The 14,193-nt window shown below is 69.4% G+C and carries 13 protein-coding genes and 1 pseudogene; 5 read left to right on the forward strand and 9 right to left on the reverse strand.

Going from position 1 to position 14,193, the window contains the following annotated elements; translation table 11 throughout:
• Positions 1–70: 70 nt before the first annotated feature.
• The 9 genes and pseudogenes from ACTWQF_RS32335 to rpmH all read right to left on the reverse strand — a co-directional run bounded on the left by ACTWQF_RS32335 (position 71) and on the right by rpmH (position 6,796).
• Positions 71–691 carry a GNAT family N-acetyltransferase gene (locus ACTWQF_RS32335; protein WP_443283302.1) on the reverse strand — a complete coding sequence of 207 codons (621 nt, stop codon included), beginning with the start codon at positions 689–691 and terminating at the stop codon, positions 71–73.
• 135 nt (positions 692–826) lie between these two features.
• On the reverse strand, positions 827–1,993 hold the full coding sequence (locus tag ACTWQF_RS32340; RefSeq protein ID WP_443283303.1) for a ParB/RepB/Spo0J family partition protein: 1,167 nt from the start codon (positions 1,991–1,993) through the stop codon (positions 827–829).
• Entirely contained in the window at positions 1,990–3,147 is a 1,158-nt protein-coding gene (locus tag ACTWQF_RS32345) for a ParA family protein (RefSeq protein WP_443249845.1), read from the reverse strand. Before ACTWQF_RS32345 ends, ACTWQF_RS32340 begins: the two co-directional genes overlap by 4 nt.
• Before the next feature lie 271 nt (positions 3,148–3,418).
• The gene (gene rsmG, locus ACTWQF_RS32350; protein WP_443283304.1) at positions 3,419–4,183 is read right to left on the reverse strand and encodes a 16S rRNA (guanine(527)-N(7))-methyltransferase RsmG; all 765 of its coding nucleotides are present in this window, start codon (positions 4,181–4,183) and stop codon (positions 3,419–3,421) included.
• On the reverse strand, positions 4,180–4,692 hold the full coding sequence (locus tag ACTWQF_RS32355) for a Jag family protein (protein WP_209266052.1): 513 nt from the start codon (positions 4,690–4,692) through the stop codon (positions 4,180–4,182). The genes rsmG and ACTWQF_RS32355 overlap by 4 nt, the downstream gene beginning before the upstream one ends.
• A 20-nt stretch (positions 4,693–4,712) precedes the next feature.
• Positions 4,713–5,915, reverse strand: coding sequence for a membrane protein insertase YidC (gene yidC, locus ACTWQF_RS32360; RefSeq protein ID WP_443283305.1), 1,203 nt, complete (start codon positions 5,913–5,915; stop codon positions 4,713–4,715).
• A 3-nt stretch (positions 5,916–5,918) separates the two neighbouring features.
• Positions 5,919–6,209, reverse strand: coding sequence for a membrane protein insertion efficiency factor YidD (gene yidD / locus ACTWQF_RS32365; RefSeq protein ID WP_209242663.1), 291 nt, complete (start codon positions 6,207–6,209; stop codon positions 5,919–5,921).
• A gap of 59 nt (positions 6,210–6,268) precedes the next feature.
• Positions 6,269–6,634 (reverse strand): annotated as a pseudogene (gene rnpA / locus ACTWQF_RS32370) (ribonuclease P protein component); the annotation flags it as partial.
• Between the two features lie 24 nt (positions 6,635–6,658).
• Positions 6,659–6,796 (reverse strand): 50S ribosomal protein L34, encoded by a 138-nt coding sequence (gene rpmH / locus ACTWQF_RS32375; protein WP_443283306.1) that lies wholly within the window; start codon positions 6,794–6,796, stop codon positions 6,659–6,661.
• 466 nt (positions 6,797–7,262) lie between these two features.
• Here rpmH and dnaA point away from each other — a divergent pair, with 466 nt between their 5' ends.
• The 5 genes from dnaA (at position 7,263) to ACTWQF_RS32400 (ending at position 14,112) form a co-directional block, all read left to right on the forward strand.
• Positions 7,263–9,224 carry a chromosomal replication initiator protein DnaA gene (gene dnaA, locus ACTWQF_RS32380; protein WP_443283307.1) on the forward strand — a complete coding sequence of 654 codons (1,962 nt, stop codon included), beginning with the start codon at positions 7,263–7,265 and terminating at the stop codon, positions 9,222–9,224.
• 920 nt (positions 9,225–10,144) lie between these two features.
• Positions 10,145–11,275 (forward strand): DNA polymerase III subunit beta, encoded by a 1,131-nt coding sequence (dnaN, locus tag ACTWQF_RS32385; protein ID WP_443283308.1) that lies wholly within the window; start codon positions 10,145–10,147, stop codon positions 11,273–11,275.
• A 102-nt stretch (positions 11,276–11,377) separates the two neighbouring features.
• Positions 11,378–12,316, forward strand: a complete 939-nt coding sequence (gene gnd / locus ACTWQF_RS32390) for a phosphogluconate dehydrogenase (NAD(+)-dependent, decarboxylating) (protein WP_443283309.1) — start codon at positions 11,378–11,380, stop codon at positions 12,314–12,316.
• A gap of 10 nt (positions 12,317–12,326) precedes the next feature.
• On the forward strand, positions 12,327–13,442 hold the full coding sequence (gene recF / locus ACTWQF_RS32395; protein WP_443283310.1) for a DNA replication/repair protein RecF: 1,116 nt from the start codon (positions 12,327–12,329) through the stop codon (positions 13,440–13,442).
• Between the two features lie 112 nt (positions 13,443–13,554).
• Complete coding sequence (locus tag ACTWQF_RS32400; RefSeq protein ID WP_443283311.1) at positions 13,555–14,112, forward strand: DUF721 domain-containing protein; 558 nt, start codon at positions 13,555–13,557, stop codon at positions 14,110–14,112.
• Positions 14,113–14,193 lie beyond the last annotated feature (81 nt).

Below are 14,193 nucleotides of genomic sequence, written 5' to 3' on the forward strand. Positions count from 1 at the left end.
CCGTTTCACGTGAAACGGCGCGCCCCTCAGTCGTACTCGAAGGCCCCCTAGGAAGCCCCCAACTGCGCCCTCACAGCGGCCGCAGTGCCGGCTCCTTGCTGTGCACCTTGCCCAGCAACTGGTCCAGCGCCCGTTCCATGTCGTGCCGCCACGAGACGGTGGAGCGCAGTTCCAGCCGCAGCCGGGGGTAGCGGGGATGCGGGCGGACGGTCTTGAAGCCGACGGACAGCAGATGGTCGGCGGGCAGCAGACAGGCCGGCTCCGCCCACTGTGTGTCCCCGAACGCCTCTATCGCCTTGAACCCCCGTCGCAGCAGATCCTTCGCCACTGTCTGCACGATCACCCGGCCGAGCCCCTGCCCCTGGAACTCCGGCAGCAGGGAGGCCGTCATCAACTGCACCGCGTCGGGGGAGACGGGGCTGGTAGGAAAGGCGAAGGAACGCGGCACATACGCAGGGGGCGCGTACAGCACATAGCCGACCGCTACATCGTCGACATAGACGACCCGGCCGCATGAACCCCACTCCAGCAGCACCGCCGAGATCCAGGCTTCTTTCTCCAGATCCGGCCGCCCTGCCTTCTTCGCCTCCTCACCGCTGACCGGGTCCAGCTCCCAGAAGGTGCACCCACGGCAGCGCTTCGGCAGGTCCGGGAGGTTGTCCAGCGTGAGCGGAACGAGTTGTCGCCCCATGACAGACATCGTATCCATGGGGCGACAACTCGTCGGCGGGTTTCTTCTGTTGTGACGGGCACAAGCAGGGGCCCGGGCGACAGACGCCCGGGCCCCTTACCGTCTATGGGGATTCAGCTCTCTGTAGGTCCAGTGCTAGGAGACATCGGCGTCCTCGCCGCTGTCGCCCTCGGCGAGCTTCTGCTCCAGCACCCGGCCCTCACCCGGAGCGAGCTGCCCCAGGATGCGCTCCAGATCCTCCATCGAGGCGAACTCGACCACGATCTTGCCCTTCTTCTGGCCGAGATCGACCTTCACCCGCGTCTCGAAGCGGTCCGAAAGCCGCCCCGCCAGGTGGTCCAGCGCGGGGGAGACCCGCGCGCCGGCTCGGGGTCCCTTGGGCTTGGTGCTGCCCTTGGGCTTGCCGCCCATCAGCGTGACGATCTCCTCCACCGCACGCACCGAGAGTCCCTCGGCAACGATGCGGTGAGCGAGCTTGTCCTGCTCCTCTCCGTCCTCCACGGACAGCAGCGCTCGCGCATGCCCCGCGGAGAGCACTCCGGCGGCCACCCGGCGCTGCACTGCCGGAGAGAGCCGCAGCAGCCGCAGTGTGTTGGACACCTGCGGGCGGGAACGGCCGATACGGTCGGCCAGCTCGTCATGGGTGCAGTTGAAGTCCTTGAGGAGCTGGTCGTAGGCGGCCGCCTCTTCCAGCGGGTTGAGCTGTGCGCGGTGCAGGTTCTCCAGCAACGCATCAAGCAGCAGCTTCTCGTCCTCGGTGGCCCGGACGATGGCCGGGATCCGCTCCAGTCCCGCCTCACGGCAGGCCCGCCAGCGGCGCTCACCCATGATGAGCTCGAAGCTGCCGGCCTTGAGCTCCCGGACGACCACGGGCTGGAGGAGGCCAACTTCCTTGATGGAAGTGACCAGTTCGGACAGCGCATCCTCGTCGAAGACCTCACGGGGCTGCCGCGGGTTCGGCGTGATGGCCTCGAGTGGCACCTCCGCGAAGAACGCACCCGCCGCCTCCTCAGGAACACCGCCTTCCACAGTGGCCGATGGCTCTGTTTCACGTGAAACGGCGTCTTCTCGTGAAACCTCGTCCTCGTTCTCCCGCTGGGAGAGCGCGGCGACCTTGGCCGCTGCCACGCCTCGTACCCCCTTCTCGGGAGTGAGCACGGGAACAGCGGTGGGGGAGGTGGAGCCCCCCGACATGTTCGGCTTCTGCTCGTTCTCGGCGGAGTCAGCTGTATCCGTCCCCGTTGGAGCCGCCGGGATCAGTGCACCGAGCCCCCGCCCAAGACCCCTACGTCGCTCGCTCACTGAGTCCCCTCCGCCATGCTGCCGTGCTGCTGCGCCTGTGCTTGCTGTGTGTGGTGTGCGTGTACTTGCTGGGCCTGCGCCTGCTGTAGCTGAAGCTGCTGCTGTGCTTGCTGCGCCTGCTCAATGTGCGGGTCTCGCAGGGCAATCTCCCGCGCCGCCTCCAGATAGGAGAGCGAACCGCTGGAGCCCGGATCGTAGGTGAGGACCGTCTGCCCGTAGCTGGGCGCCTCCGAAATCCGTACCGACCGCGGGATGTTGGTGCGCAGGACCTCCTTGCCGAAGTGGCTACGCACCTCCTCCGCCACCTGCGACGCCAGCCGGGTCCGGCCGTCGTACATGGTGAGGATGATGGTCGAGACGTGCAGCCGCGGGTTCAGATGACCCCGCACCAGCTCGACGTTCCGCAGCAGTTGGCCGAGCCCCTCCAGCGCGTAGTACTCGCACTGAATGGGGATCAGCACCTCGGCGCCGGCCACGAGCGCGTTCACCGTCAGCAGCCCCAGCGAGGGCGGGCAGTCGATGAGGACGTAGTCCAACGGCTGCTCGTATGCCTCGATGGCGCGCTGAAGGCGGCTCTCCCGCGCGACCAGTGACACGAGTTCGATCTCCGCACCGGCGAGATCGATGGTCGCTGGCGCGCAGAAGAGCCCCTCCACGTCCGGCACCGGCTGGACGACTTCCGAGAGCGGCTTGCTCTCCACCAGAACGTCGTAGATCGACGGAACCTCGGCATGGTGGTCGACCCCCAGCGCCGTCGAGGCGTTGCCCTGCGGGTCGAGGTCGACAACCAGGACGCGGCCCCCGTGCAGCGCCAGCGAGGCGGCGAGATTCACCGTCGTGGTGGTCTTGCCGACTCCGCCCTTCTGGTTGGCGACGACCATGACCCTCGTCTGGGCGGGGCGAGGCAGCCCCTCCCCGGCGCGGTTCATCGCTTCGACCGCCTGCTGGGCCGCACGGCCGATCGGCGTGTCATCCATGGGCGGTGGCGTTTCACGTGCCGCGTCACCGCGGGGAGCGACCCCACCCGCGCTGGTATCCCCCGGCTCTGTGCGGGGACCGGGGACCGGGTCGGCCATCGGTCCCGCGATGTTGGCGTCGGACCGCAACGGTTCACTCTCCTCAACATCAGGCTCGCTATGGACAGAGCCTCCCATGCTTTCGGTCCCGTGAACCAGCGAGCCCCGCTCAGTTGTGGACAACTCCACGTCCGAGCGGGGCTCAGGGGCGGTCTGGCCGCGCGCACTGGCGGCAGAGCGGCCTCGGTTGATGATTCCGTGCAACAGAGAGCGGCGTTTCACGTGAAACACGATGCACACGCACCCGACGGTGACCGTCGCGACACTCCGCTCCGCGGGGCCTTAAGCGTTTTTATGGAGTAACCGAATCAGCGTTTCAGCGCCGACCCGGCCACTCCCTCCCGGTGCGTCAGCGTCGCCGTCGACCGCCCCGCGTGGAACGGCCGCTCGCCCGGGCTGCCTTCTCGGCCTTGACGCGGCGGGCCGCGAAACGCACCCCACCGGGGCTCTCGCCGACCCTGGCCCGTACGACCGTCGAGGGGGGATCGACCAGACCACGGCCGATCTGCTCCACCGTCGTCTCCACGACACCCAGCTTGTGCAGCGCGTCCCGGGCCGCCCGTACCTCTTCCTCGGCGGTGTCGCCCTTGAGCGCCACCATCTCGCCGTACGGCCGCAGCAGCGGAACGCCCCAGCCGGCCAGCCGGTCCAGCGGCGCCACCGCACGGGCCGTCACCACATGGACAGGGGTCAGCGTGCCCAGCATCTCCTCGGCCCGGCCCCGCATCACCGTCACATGGTCGAGCCCCAGCAGCTCGACGACCTCCTGGAGGAAGGTCGTCCGCCGCAGCAGCGGCTCCAGCAGCGTGATCTCCAGATCCGGCCGCACCAGCGCCAGCGGAATGCCCGGCAGCCCGGCGCCCGAGCCGACGTCGCAGACCGTGACGCCCTCGGGCACCACCTCGGAGAGCACCACACAGTTCAGCAGGTGCCGCTCCCACAGCCGGGGCACCTCGCGCGGGCCGAGCAGTCCGCGGCGTACTCCGGCATCCGCCAGCAACTCCGCGTACCGCTCGACAGCGGGCAGGCTGTCCCCGAACGCCTTGTGCGCCGTCTCCGGAGCGGGCGGCAGCTCCGCCTGCTGCTCCGGGGTCTCCCCCCACCGCTCCGTCACGGGAGTACGACCACGCAGCGCTGCGGCTCCTCGCCCTCGGACTCGCTGCGCAGTCCGGCGGCCTTCACCGCGTCGTGCACGACCTTGCGCTCGAACGGCGTCATCGGACGCAGCTTGACGGGCTCTCCGCTGCTCTTCGCCTCCTGAGCCGCCTTCGCGCCCAGCTCCGCGAGCTCCTCGCGCTTACGGGCCCGGAACCCGGCGATGTCCAGCATCAGCCGGCTGCGGTCACCGGTCTCCCGGTGCACGGCCAGCCGGGTCAGCTCCTGGAGGGCCTCCAGGACCTCCCCGTCCCTGCCGACCAGCTTCTGCAAGTCGCGGGACGAGCCCTCGCTGATCACCGACACCGCGGCGCGGTCGGCCTCGACGTCCATGTCGATGTCGCCGTCCAGGTCGGCGATATCGAGAAGTCCCTCGAGGTAGTCGGCCGCGATCTCACCCTCCTGTTCCAGGCGGGTCAGGGTGTCGGTGTCGGCTTCGGTGCCTTCTGGGGCAGTCGTGTCCGTCACGGCGGGGACTCCTTCGGTGCTCACTTCTTGGAGGGGTGCTTGGGACGCTGCGGGCCCTTGCGCTGCTGGCCGGACTTCTTCTGGCCCGACTTCTGCTGGCCGGACTTGGCCTGGCCTGCCGCCTTCGACCCGCCGCCCTGCTTCTGGCCGGCGCCCTTCTGCCCGGACTGCTTCTGACCGGACTGGCCGGACTGACCGCCCTGCTTCTGGTCCGTCTTCTGGTCGGTCTTCTGCATGGACGTGGCAGCCGGGGCGGAGTCGTCCTTCTTGGTGCCCGTGGCGACCGCGCCGCCGCCGCTCTGACGCTTCGCCTTGGGCTGCCGCTTCGGCTGCTGCCGCCGGACCCGGGCCGCCTCGGCGGCCTCGCGCGCCTCGACCTCCTTCGGGTCCTCCTTGAGCTTGCCCTTGGCGCGCAGCTTCTCCTGGCGCTCCGTGAAGGCACGGGAGCCGGGGGTCGGATTGCGCTTGATCACGTACATCTGCTGGCCCATCGTCCACACGTTGGTGGTCAGCCAGTAGACGAGGACACCGACGGGGAAGTTGATGCCGAAGACGGCGAACATGATGGGGAAGACGTACATCAGCATCTTCTGCTGCTGCATGAACGGCGTCTTCACCGTCAGGTCGACGTTCTTGGTCATCAGCTGGCGCTGCGTGTAGAACTGCGACGCCGACATCAGAATGATCATGATGACCGTGACGACGCGGACGTCGGTCAGCGTGGCGGCCAGCTCCTGCACCTTGCCGGCGCTGTCCATGAACTTCGCAGCGATCGGGGCGCCGAAGACCTTGGCGTTACGGGCGCTGTCGACCTCGGCCTGGGTGAGCACACCCACAGCCTTGTCGTTGGCGATGTGGTTGAGCACCTGGAAGAGGGCGATGAAGAACGGCGACTGCGCCAGGATCGGCAGGCAGCTGGAGAGCGGGTTGGTGCCCGTCTCCTTGTAGAGCTTCATCATCTCTTCGCTCTGGCGCTGCTTGTCGCTCTTGTAGCGCTCCTGGATCGCCTTCATCTTCGGCTGGAGCGCCTGCATGTTCCGGGTCGACTTGATCTGCTTCACGAAGAGCGGGATCAGGCAGATCCGGATCAGCACCACCAGGCAGAAGATGGACAGACCCCAGGCCCAACCGCTGTTCTCGTCGAAGACCAGGCTGAACAGCGAATGGAACTGGACAATGATCCAGGAGACAGCGGTATAGAGAGGACTCAGGATCGTGTCCACGTATCAGGCTCCTTGGGCGTTGGACTGGGTCCGGTGCTGCTGCCAGCGGGAGCGGATCCGCTGGTGCCATACCGGGTGCTTCCGGGCGGGGACATGGTCGACGCCACCGGGCGACCACGGATTGCAGCGCAGAATGCGCCAGGCCGTCAGCGCCGTTCCCTTCACGGCGCCATGGCGGGCGATGGCCGTATAGCCGTAGTGCGAGCACGACGGGTAGTACCGGCACACCGGGCCGAGCATCGGACTGATGGTCCACTGGTACAGCTTGATCAACCACAGCAGCGGGTACTTCACTGAGCTCTCCCTCCCGGTTCACGGCCGGGAATCCGGGGGCTGTCCCCCGAGGCAGCTGAGCGAGGGGACCCTTTGAGCAGCTTCCGCAGCGCGGCATCCAGATCGCGGGCCAGTTCCACGTGGTCCGCCTCCGCCGCGCTGGGTTGCGCCCGTACGACGACAAGGCTACCGGGGGCCAGCTGGGACAGGCGGTCCCGCAGCAGATGCCGCAGGCGCCGCTTCACACGGTTACGGACCACCGCATTGCCGACGGCCTTGCTCACGACGAAACCCGCACGCACCGGGGGGACCTCTCCCCCCGACGCATGCGGGTCCGTTCGACTGCGTAGATGGACGACGAGGAGAGGGCGCCCAGCCCTGCGTCCTCGGCGTACCGCGGCCGCGAAGTCCTCGCGCCGCCTCAGCCGGTTCTCGGTAGGCAGCACGTCATGGACCTGTGGTCAGGCTGCTCAGGCCGACAGGCGGGTGCGACCCTTGCTGCGGCGGTTCGCGATGATCGCGCGGCCGGCGCGGGTCCGCATGCGCAGCCGGAAGCCGTGGGTCTTCGCGCGGCGGCGGTTGTTCGGCTGGAAGGTGCGCTTGCTCACTCGGGGGCTCCAGAGATGCTTCGTGTCCCACGATCACCGCGGGACTGGGTGTGGGGAGTCGACCGGCTGTCACCGTGCGCCCACGAGTAGCTCGCAACGCCCGAGTGTGCACCGCTTCATGATCGACCGGGAGAACCCGCCGATCTTGCCCATCGGAGGCAGGCGGCAGCAGCCGTCGACACTCGACCTGGTTACGGTACGCGCGCCTTAGCCATCCGGTCAAACCAGCGCCAGTGGGGCGCCCGGCCCCCGCCCGGCGGCCGCTCCGCCCGCTGCCCGGCTACTGCACTCGTGCACAGCCTGTGGACAACGACTTGAACGGGGCACGTCCGCGTGACTACCGTGGCCGAACTTCCCTTCCTTCCCGACCGTCCCGAGAAACATGCATTCGTGGGACATGGTCGATCACCGGACGACCGTCACACAGCGAGTGACCCGTCACCCAGCGAGTGAGAGAGCGTGCCCCGTGGCTGACCTACCTGCCGATCTTGCCGCAGTGTGGCCACGGGTGCTGGACCAGCTCCTGCGCGAGGGACAGGGCGTCGAGGCGAAGGACCAGCGCTGGCTGCGGGACTGCCAGCCCCTCGTCCTCGTCTCCGGTACGGCACTGCTCGGCGTTCCGAACGAGTATGCGAAGGGGGTCCTGGAGGGCCGCCTCGCGCCGCTGATCACCGAGGCCCTCAGCCGGGAGTGCCAGCAGCCCATCCGGCTGGCGATCACGGTGACGGGCCCCGCCCCCGAGGCAACCGCCCCACCCGCCCCGGCCATCCCATCCCCCACACCGGCCCCCGAACAGCAACAGCAGTCGCAGCCGCAGCAGCCCTCGCACCCCCAGCCCCCGCAACAGCACGGCCACCAGGACCGCTACGAGCCGGACCGGTACGGCGAGGACAGGTACGAGCAGGACCGCTACGAGCAGTACGAGAGCCGCGATGTCCCCGGTGCCCGCTCCGCGTACCCGACGGACTACTCCCACTGGCAGCAGCCGCGCGAGCCGTATCCCCCGCAGCAGCACCAGCCCCGCCAGCCCTACGAGCGCCAGCAGCAGCCGTACGACCAGCAGAGCTACGAGCAGCAGCAGTCCTACGACCAGCAGGGCGGCGGCTACGACACCGGCCAGGGCTACGAGGGTGCCCAGGGCTACAGCGGCGGACAGGGCTACGAGCGCGCCGGCAGTCAGACCTACGAGCGCGGTGGGCAGGGCTACGACCAGCAGTCTTTCGAGTCGTACGAGCAGCAGCACCAGCAGCACCAGCAGCGGCCCCGGCCGCAGGTGCCGCCCCAGGGCCGGCCGCCCGCCCCGCACTACGACAGCCCGGCTCAGCTGCCGGCACCCAGCGGGGCGCCCGGGCCGCTGGCCGCGCAGCCGGCTCCGGCCACGGGTCCGGGGGAGCCCACCGCGCGGCTGAACCCGAAGTACCTCTTCGACACCTTCGTGATCGGCGCCTCGAACCGCTTCGCGCACGCCGCGGCCGTCGCCGTGGCGGAGGCGCCGGCCAAGGCGTACAACCCGCTGTTCATCTACGGCGAGTCCGGGCTCGGCAAAACGCATCTGCTGCACGCGATCGGCCACTACGCGCGCAGCCTCTACCCGGGCACGCGGGTGCGCTACGTCAGCTCGGAGGAGTTCACCAACGAGTTCATCAACTCCATCCGCGACGGCAAGGCGGACGCGTTCCGCAAGCGCTACCGCGACATGGACATCCTGCTCGTCGACGACGTCCAGTTCCTGGCGGACAAGGAGTCGACGCAGGAGGAGTTCTTCCACACCTTCAACACCCTGCACAACGCCAACAAGCAGATCGTCCTCTCCAGCGACCGGCCGCCCAAGGCCCTCGAAACGCTTGAGGACCGGCTGCGCAACCGCTTCGAGTGGGGCCTGATCACCGACGTCCAGCCCCCCGAGCTGGAGACGCGGATCGCGATCCTCCGTAAGAAGGCGGTGCAGGAGCAGCTGAACGCCCCGCCCGAGGTGCTGGAGTTCATCGCCTCGCGCATCTCCCGCAACATCCGGGAGCTGGAGGGCGCCCTGATCCGGGTGACGGCCTTCGCCAGCCTCAACCGGCAGCCCGTCGACCTGGGGCTGACCGAGATCGTGCTGAAGGACCTCATCCCCGGCGGCGAGGACGCAACGCCGGAGATCACCGCGCCCGCGATCATGGCCGCGACGGCCGACTATTTCGGGCTGACGGTGGACGATCTTTGCGGCTCCTCACGCAGCCGGGTCCTGGTCACAGCACGGCAGATCGCGATGTATCTGTGCCGGGAGCTGACGGATCTCTCGCTGCCGAAGATCGGCGGCCAGTTCGGCGGGCGCGACCACACCACCGTGATGCACGCCGACCGGAAGATCCGCGCGCTCATGGCCGAGCGGCGCTCCATCTACAACCAGGTCACGGAGCTGACCAACCGCATCAAGAACGGCTGACACGCGCCGCTGTGCGGGGCTTGTACGGCGGATCTGGCGCCGTCCCTCCCATTGTTCGGGCAGGGGGTGCCCCTGCCCGACGCCCGCAGGCTGCGAGGGACGTCGTGGCCGAGCGCGCCCACGCGGCGGAGCCGCACATTGAACGCCGCCCCGCGCCCCTTCGGGGCACGACCTCCCCGGGGACCCTTCGCTGTTCGAATCTCGGGTCCAGGCGCGGCCCGGTCCACAGCAACAGGCGGTTTACCGCTTCCACACCCTGGGGACCGTTTCCGTTGTCCCAAGGGCGTCCACAACTGCCCCGGTGGGAGGGTGGTTTACCGAGGTCACTCGGCTGTGTACTTGTGGGCGCGCGACGTCCACAGGGTGTGGAGGGCGGGACGGGGCGCGAGGCGGCTCGTGGCTTGTCCACCGGCCGCCCACAGGTTGGGGCTTCTTTTCCCCAGTGATCGGCTACTTCTCCACAGAGCTGTCCACTGTTCGGTAACCCAACGCGCCTGCTCACCGGTCCGAGTGAAAGCGGTCACATCGAGGGCGAGGATTGGGCTGTGGGAAAGGCGGGTAAAACTGTGGGCGCCGCTGTGGGGAAACCGCCCCTGCCTGTGGGCGGGGTGTGCAGAACTTTTCCGCGTCCACAGCAAACCCCGCTTCCTCCACCGGTCCGCCCACAGGCGCGGTGGACAAAATTCCCGGGCTGAGCTGCGGAAACGCGCTTTTCCACCGTTTCCACAGGCCCTACTACTACGACGACACCTAGAGAGCCCGGGATTCGCTTCGAAGTGGGGGCTGTGCACAACTCGGCGCCGCGGGCCCCGACCCGGATCGCGCCGACTTGACCCGCACCCGCACCTGCTGTCAGTCCGGTGCGTCAGACTGGTGCCCGGCAAAGCACGAGCAGAGGCAGCAGCAGGAGGCGGCTGAACGTGAAGATCCGGGTTGAACGCGATGTGCTCGCGGAGGCGGTGGCCTGGACGGCCAAGAGCCTCCCCGCCCGCCCGCCGGTGCCCGTGCTCGCGGGCCTGCTGTTGAAGGCGGAAGACGGCACACTGAGCCTCTCCGGCTTCGACTACGAGGTCTCGGCACGGGTCTCGGTCGAGGCAGAGGTCGAGGAGGACGGCACGGTGCTGGTCTCCGGCCGGCTGCTGGCCGACATCTGCCGCGCCCTCCCCAACCGACCGGTGGAGATCTCCACAGACGGTGTACGGGCGACCGTCGTCTGCGGCTCCTCCCGGTTCACCCTGCACACCCTCCCTGTGGAGGAGTACCCGGCGCTGCCGGAGATGCCGTCCGCCACCGGCACCGTTCCCGGCGAGGTCTTCGCCGCGGCGGCGCAGCAGGTCGCCATCGCGGCCGGGCGGGACGACACCCTGCCGGTGCTGACCGGTGTGCGCATCGAGATCGAGGGCGACACCGTCACGCTGGCCTCCACCGACCGGTACCGCTTCGCGGTGCGCGAGTTCCTGTGGAAGCCCGAGACGCCGGACGCCTCCGCGGTGGCCCTGGTGCCCGCCAAGACGCTGCTGGAGACCGCCAAGTCGCTCAGCGGCGGGGACAGCGTGACGTTGGCGCTGTCCGGATCCGGTTCCGGCGAGGGGCTGATCGGCTTCGAGGGCGCCGGGCGGCGGACGACGACGCGGCTGCTGGAGGGCGACCTGCCGAAGTACCGCACGCTGTTCCCGACGGAGTTCAACTCCGTCGCCGTGATCGAGACGGCGCCGTTCGTGGAGGCCGTCAAGCGTGTGGCGCTCGTCGCGGAGCGGAACACCCCGGTGCGGCTCAGCTTCGAGCAGGGGGTGCTCACCCTGGAGGCCGGGTCCAGCGACGATGCACAGGCTGTGGAGCGCGTCGACGCGGAGCTGGAGGGCGACGACATCTCGATCGCCTTCAACCCCGGGTTCCTGCTGGAGGGGCTGAGCGCCATCGACTCGCCCGTCGCCCAGCTGTCGTTCACGACCTCGACCAAGCCCGCCCTGCTCAGTGGCCGTCCGGCCAAGGACGCCGAGGCTGACGAGGCGTACAAGTACCTGATCATGCCCGTGCGGCTTTCGGGCTGACGCCTGCCGAGGGCGTCCCTGGCGGCAGCCTGCCCACAGCCTGTGGAAGCGTAGGGTCGTATCCAGGTACGAATCAGCAAGAAACTCAGCTAAGGGGCAGTGATGGAGCTCGGTCTGGTCGGTCTCGGGAAGATGGGCGGGAACATGCGCGAGCGCATCCGCCGCGGGGGCCACACGGTCATCGGGTATGACCGGAATCCGGACGTCGCCGACGTGGGCAGCCTCAAGGAGCTGGTGGACTCGCTGAGCGCACCGCGCGTGGTGTGGGTGATGGTGCCGGCGGGGTCGGCCACCCAGTCGACCATCGACGAGCTCGGTGACCTGCTCTCCCCAGGTGACCTGGTCGTGGACGGCGGCAACTCGCGCTGGACCGACGACGAGAAGCACGCCGAGGAGCTGAAGGCCAAGGGCATCGGCTTCGTCGACTGCGGTGTCTCCGGCGGAGTGTGGGGCCTGGAGAACGGCTATGCGCTGATGTACGGCGGCTCCGCCGAGGACGTGGCCAAGGTGCAGCCGGTCTTCGACGCGCTCAAGCCCGAGGGAGAGTTTGGCTCCGTCCACGCGGGCAAGGTCGGCGCGGGCCACTTCGCGAAGATGGTCCACAACGGCATCGAGTACGCGATGATGCAGTCCTTCGCCGAGGGCTGGGAGCTGCTGGAGGCCGCGGACTCGGTGACCGACGTGCGCGAGGTCTTCCGCTCCTGGCAGGAGGGCACCGTCATCCGCTCCTGGCTGCTGGACCTGGCCGTCAAGGCGCTGGACAGCGACGAGCACCTGGACGCGCTGCGCGGCTACGCGGCGGACTCGGGCGAGGGCCGCTGGACGGTGGAGGCCGCGATCGACAACGCGGTGCCGCTGCCCGCGATCACTGCTTCGCTGTTCGCCCGGTTCTCCTCCCGGCAGGAGGACTCCCCGCAGATGAAGATGATCGCCGCGCTCCGCAACCAGTTCGGCGGGCACGCGGTGACGGCCGCGGACAAGGCCGGTGAGCGGGGTGCCGATTCCCCCGGCGCCGACGTCACTCCGCCCACCGGAGGCTGACGGCCAGGCGATGCACGTCACGCATCTCTCGCTCGCTGATTTCCGCTCGTACGCCCGGGCCGAGGTGCCGCTCGGTCCGGGCGTGACGGCGTTTCTCGGTCCGAACGGCCAGGGCAAGACCAACCTGGTCGAGGCCGTCGGCTATCTGGCCACGCTGGGCAGCCACCGGGTCTCGGCGGACGCGCCGCTGGTGCGGCAGGGTGCCCAGCGCGCCGTCGTACGGGCCCAGGTGCGGCAGGGTGAGCGCGAGCAGCTGGTCGAGCTGGAGCTGAACCCGGGCAAGGCCAACCGGGCGCGGATCAACCGCTCCTCGCAGGTGCGGCCCCGCGATGTGCTGGGCATCCTGCGCACGGTGCTGTTCGCGCCGGAGGACCTGACGCTGGTCAAGGGCGACCCGGGAGAACGGCGCCGCTTCCTGGACGAGCTGGTGACGGCGCGTGCCCCGCGGATGGCGGGGGTGCGCTCGGACTACGAGCGGGTGCTCAAGCAGCGCAACAGTCTGCTCAAATCGGCTGCCATGGCGCGGCGGCACGGCGGCCGGGGCGTGGACCTCTCCACGCTCGATGTGTGGGATCAGCATCTGGCGCGTACGGGCGCCGAGTTGCTGGCGCAGCGGCTGGACCTGCTGGCGGTGCTGGGACCGCTGGCCGACAAGGCGTACGAGCGGCTGGCGCCGGGCGGCGGTCCTGTCGCGTTCGAGTACCGGGGTCCGGTGGCCGGCGCTTCCAGGGAGGAGCTGTACGCGGGGCTGGTCGCGGCGCTGGGCGAAGCACGCAGGCAGGAGATCGAGCGCGGCGTGACGCTGGTCGGCCCGCACCGCGACGATGTACTGCTGCGGCTGGGCGAGCTGCCCGCGAAGGGGTATGCCAGCCATGGCGAGTCCTGGTCGTACGCGCTGGCGCTGCGGCTGGCCGCGTACGAGCTGCTCAAGAGCGAGGGACATGAGCCGGTGCTGATCCTGGACGATGTCTTCGCCGAGCTGGACACCAGACGCCGTACCCGGCTGGCGGAGCTGGTGGCCCCGGCCGAGCAGGTGCTGGTGACCGCCGCCGTGCCGGAGGACGTACCGGATGTGCTGGTGGGGACGCGATTCGCGGTGGCGGACGGGGAGGTGACGCCGTCGTGAGCTGGGGGCACCACCCGGCCGGAGGCTGGGGGAACACGTGGCTGCCGGGGCCGCAGACGACGATGATGCCCGCACGCTGCCGCGTCGGCGGAGAAGCGAACGGAAAGATCCTGTGAAGGAGTCCGAAGAGCCCCAAGAAGCCCAGGAGCCCGGCAAGTCGGAGCCTCGCGCGACCAGTGGTGTCGACCTGGCGCGGGTCGCGCTGCGTGCTGCCAAGGAGCAGGCACGGGCGCGCGGGGCGGAGGCGCAGGAGCGGCGGCAGGCCCGGCGCGGCGGCGGGCTGCGCTCGGGCGCGCGGCGGGACGGGAGGGATCCGCTGCCGCTGGGTGCCGCCGTCAGCAGGCTGATCGCGGAGCGCGGCTGGGAGACCCCGGCGGCGGTCGGCGGGGTGATGGGGCGCTGGCCGCAGTTGGTGGGACCCGAGTTGGCGCAGCACTGCGAGCCGCAGCGGTACGACGAGGAGGAGCGCGCCCTGCTGGTGCGCTGCGATTCGACGGCGTGGGCGACGCAGCTGCGGCTGCTGGCGCCGCAGCTGGTGGCGCGGCTGAACGAGGACCTCGGTCAGGGCACCGTACGGATGATCAAGGTGCGCGGCCCGGAGGCTCCGCGCAAGGGGTACGGGCCGCTGCGGGCGCCCGGCAGCAGAGGGCCGGGCGACACGTACGGGTGAGGCTTTCGGGCCTCCGGTCGCGGTGCGTATGCGGGCCGGGACAGCCGGAGACGGATCGAAGCGCTCAGTGCCACTGTGAAG

Origin of the sequence: Streptomyces sp. 8N114, assembly GCF_052245835.1 — a bacterium.
Classification (GTDB): Bacteria; Actinomycetota; Actinomycetes; order Streptomycetales; family Streptomycetaceae; genus Streptomyces.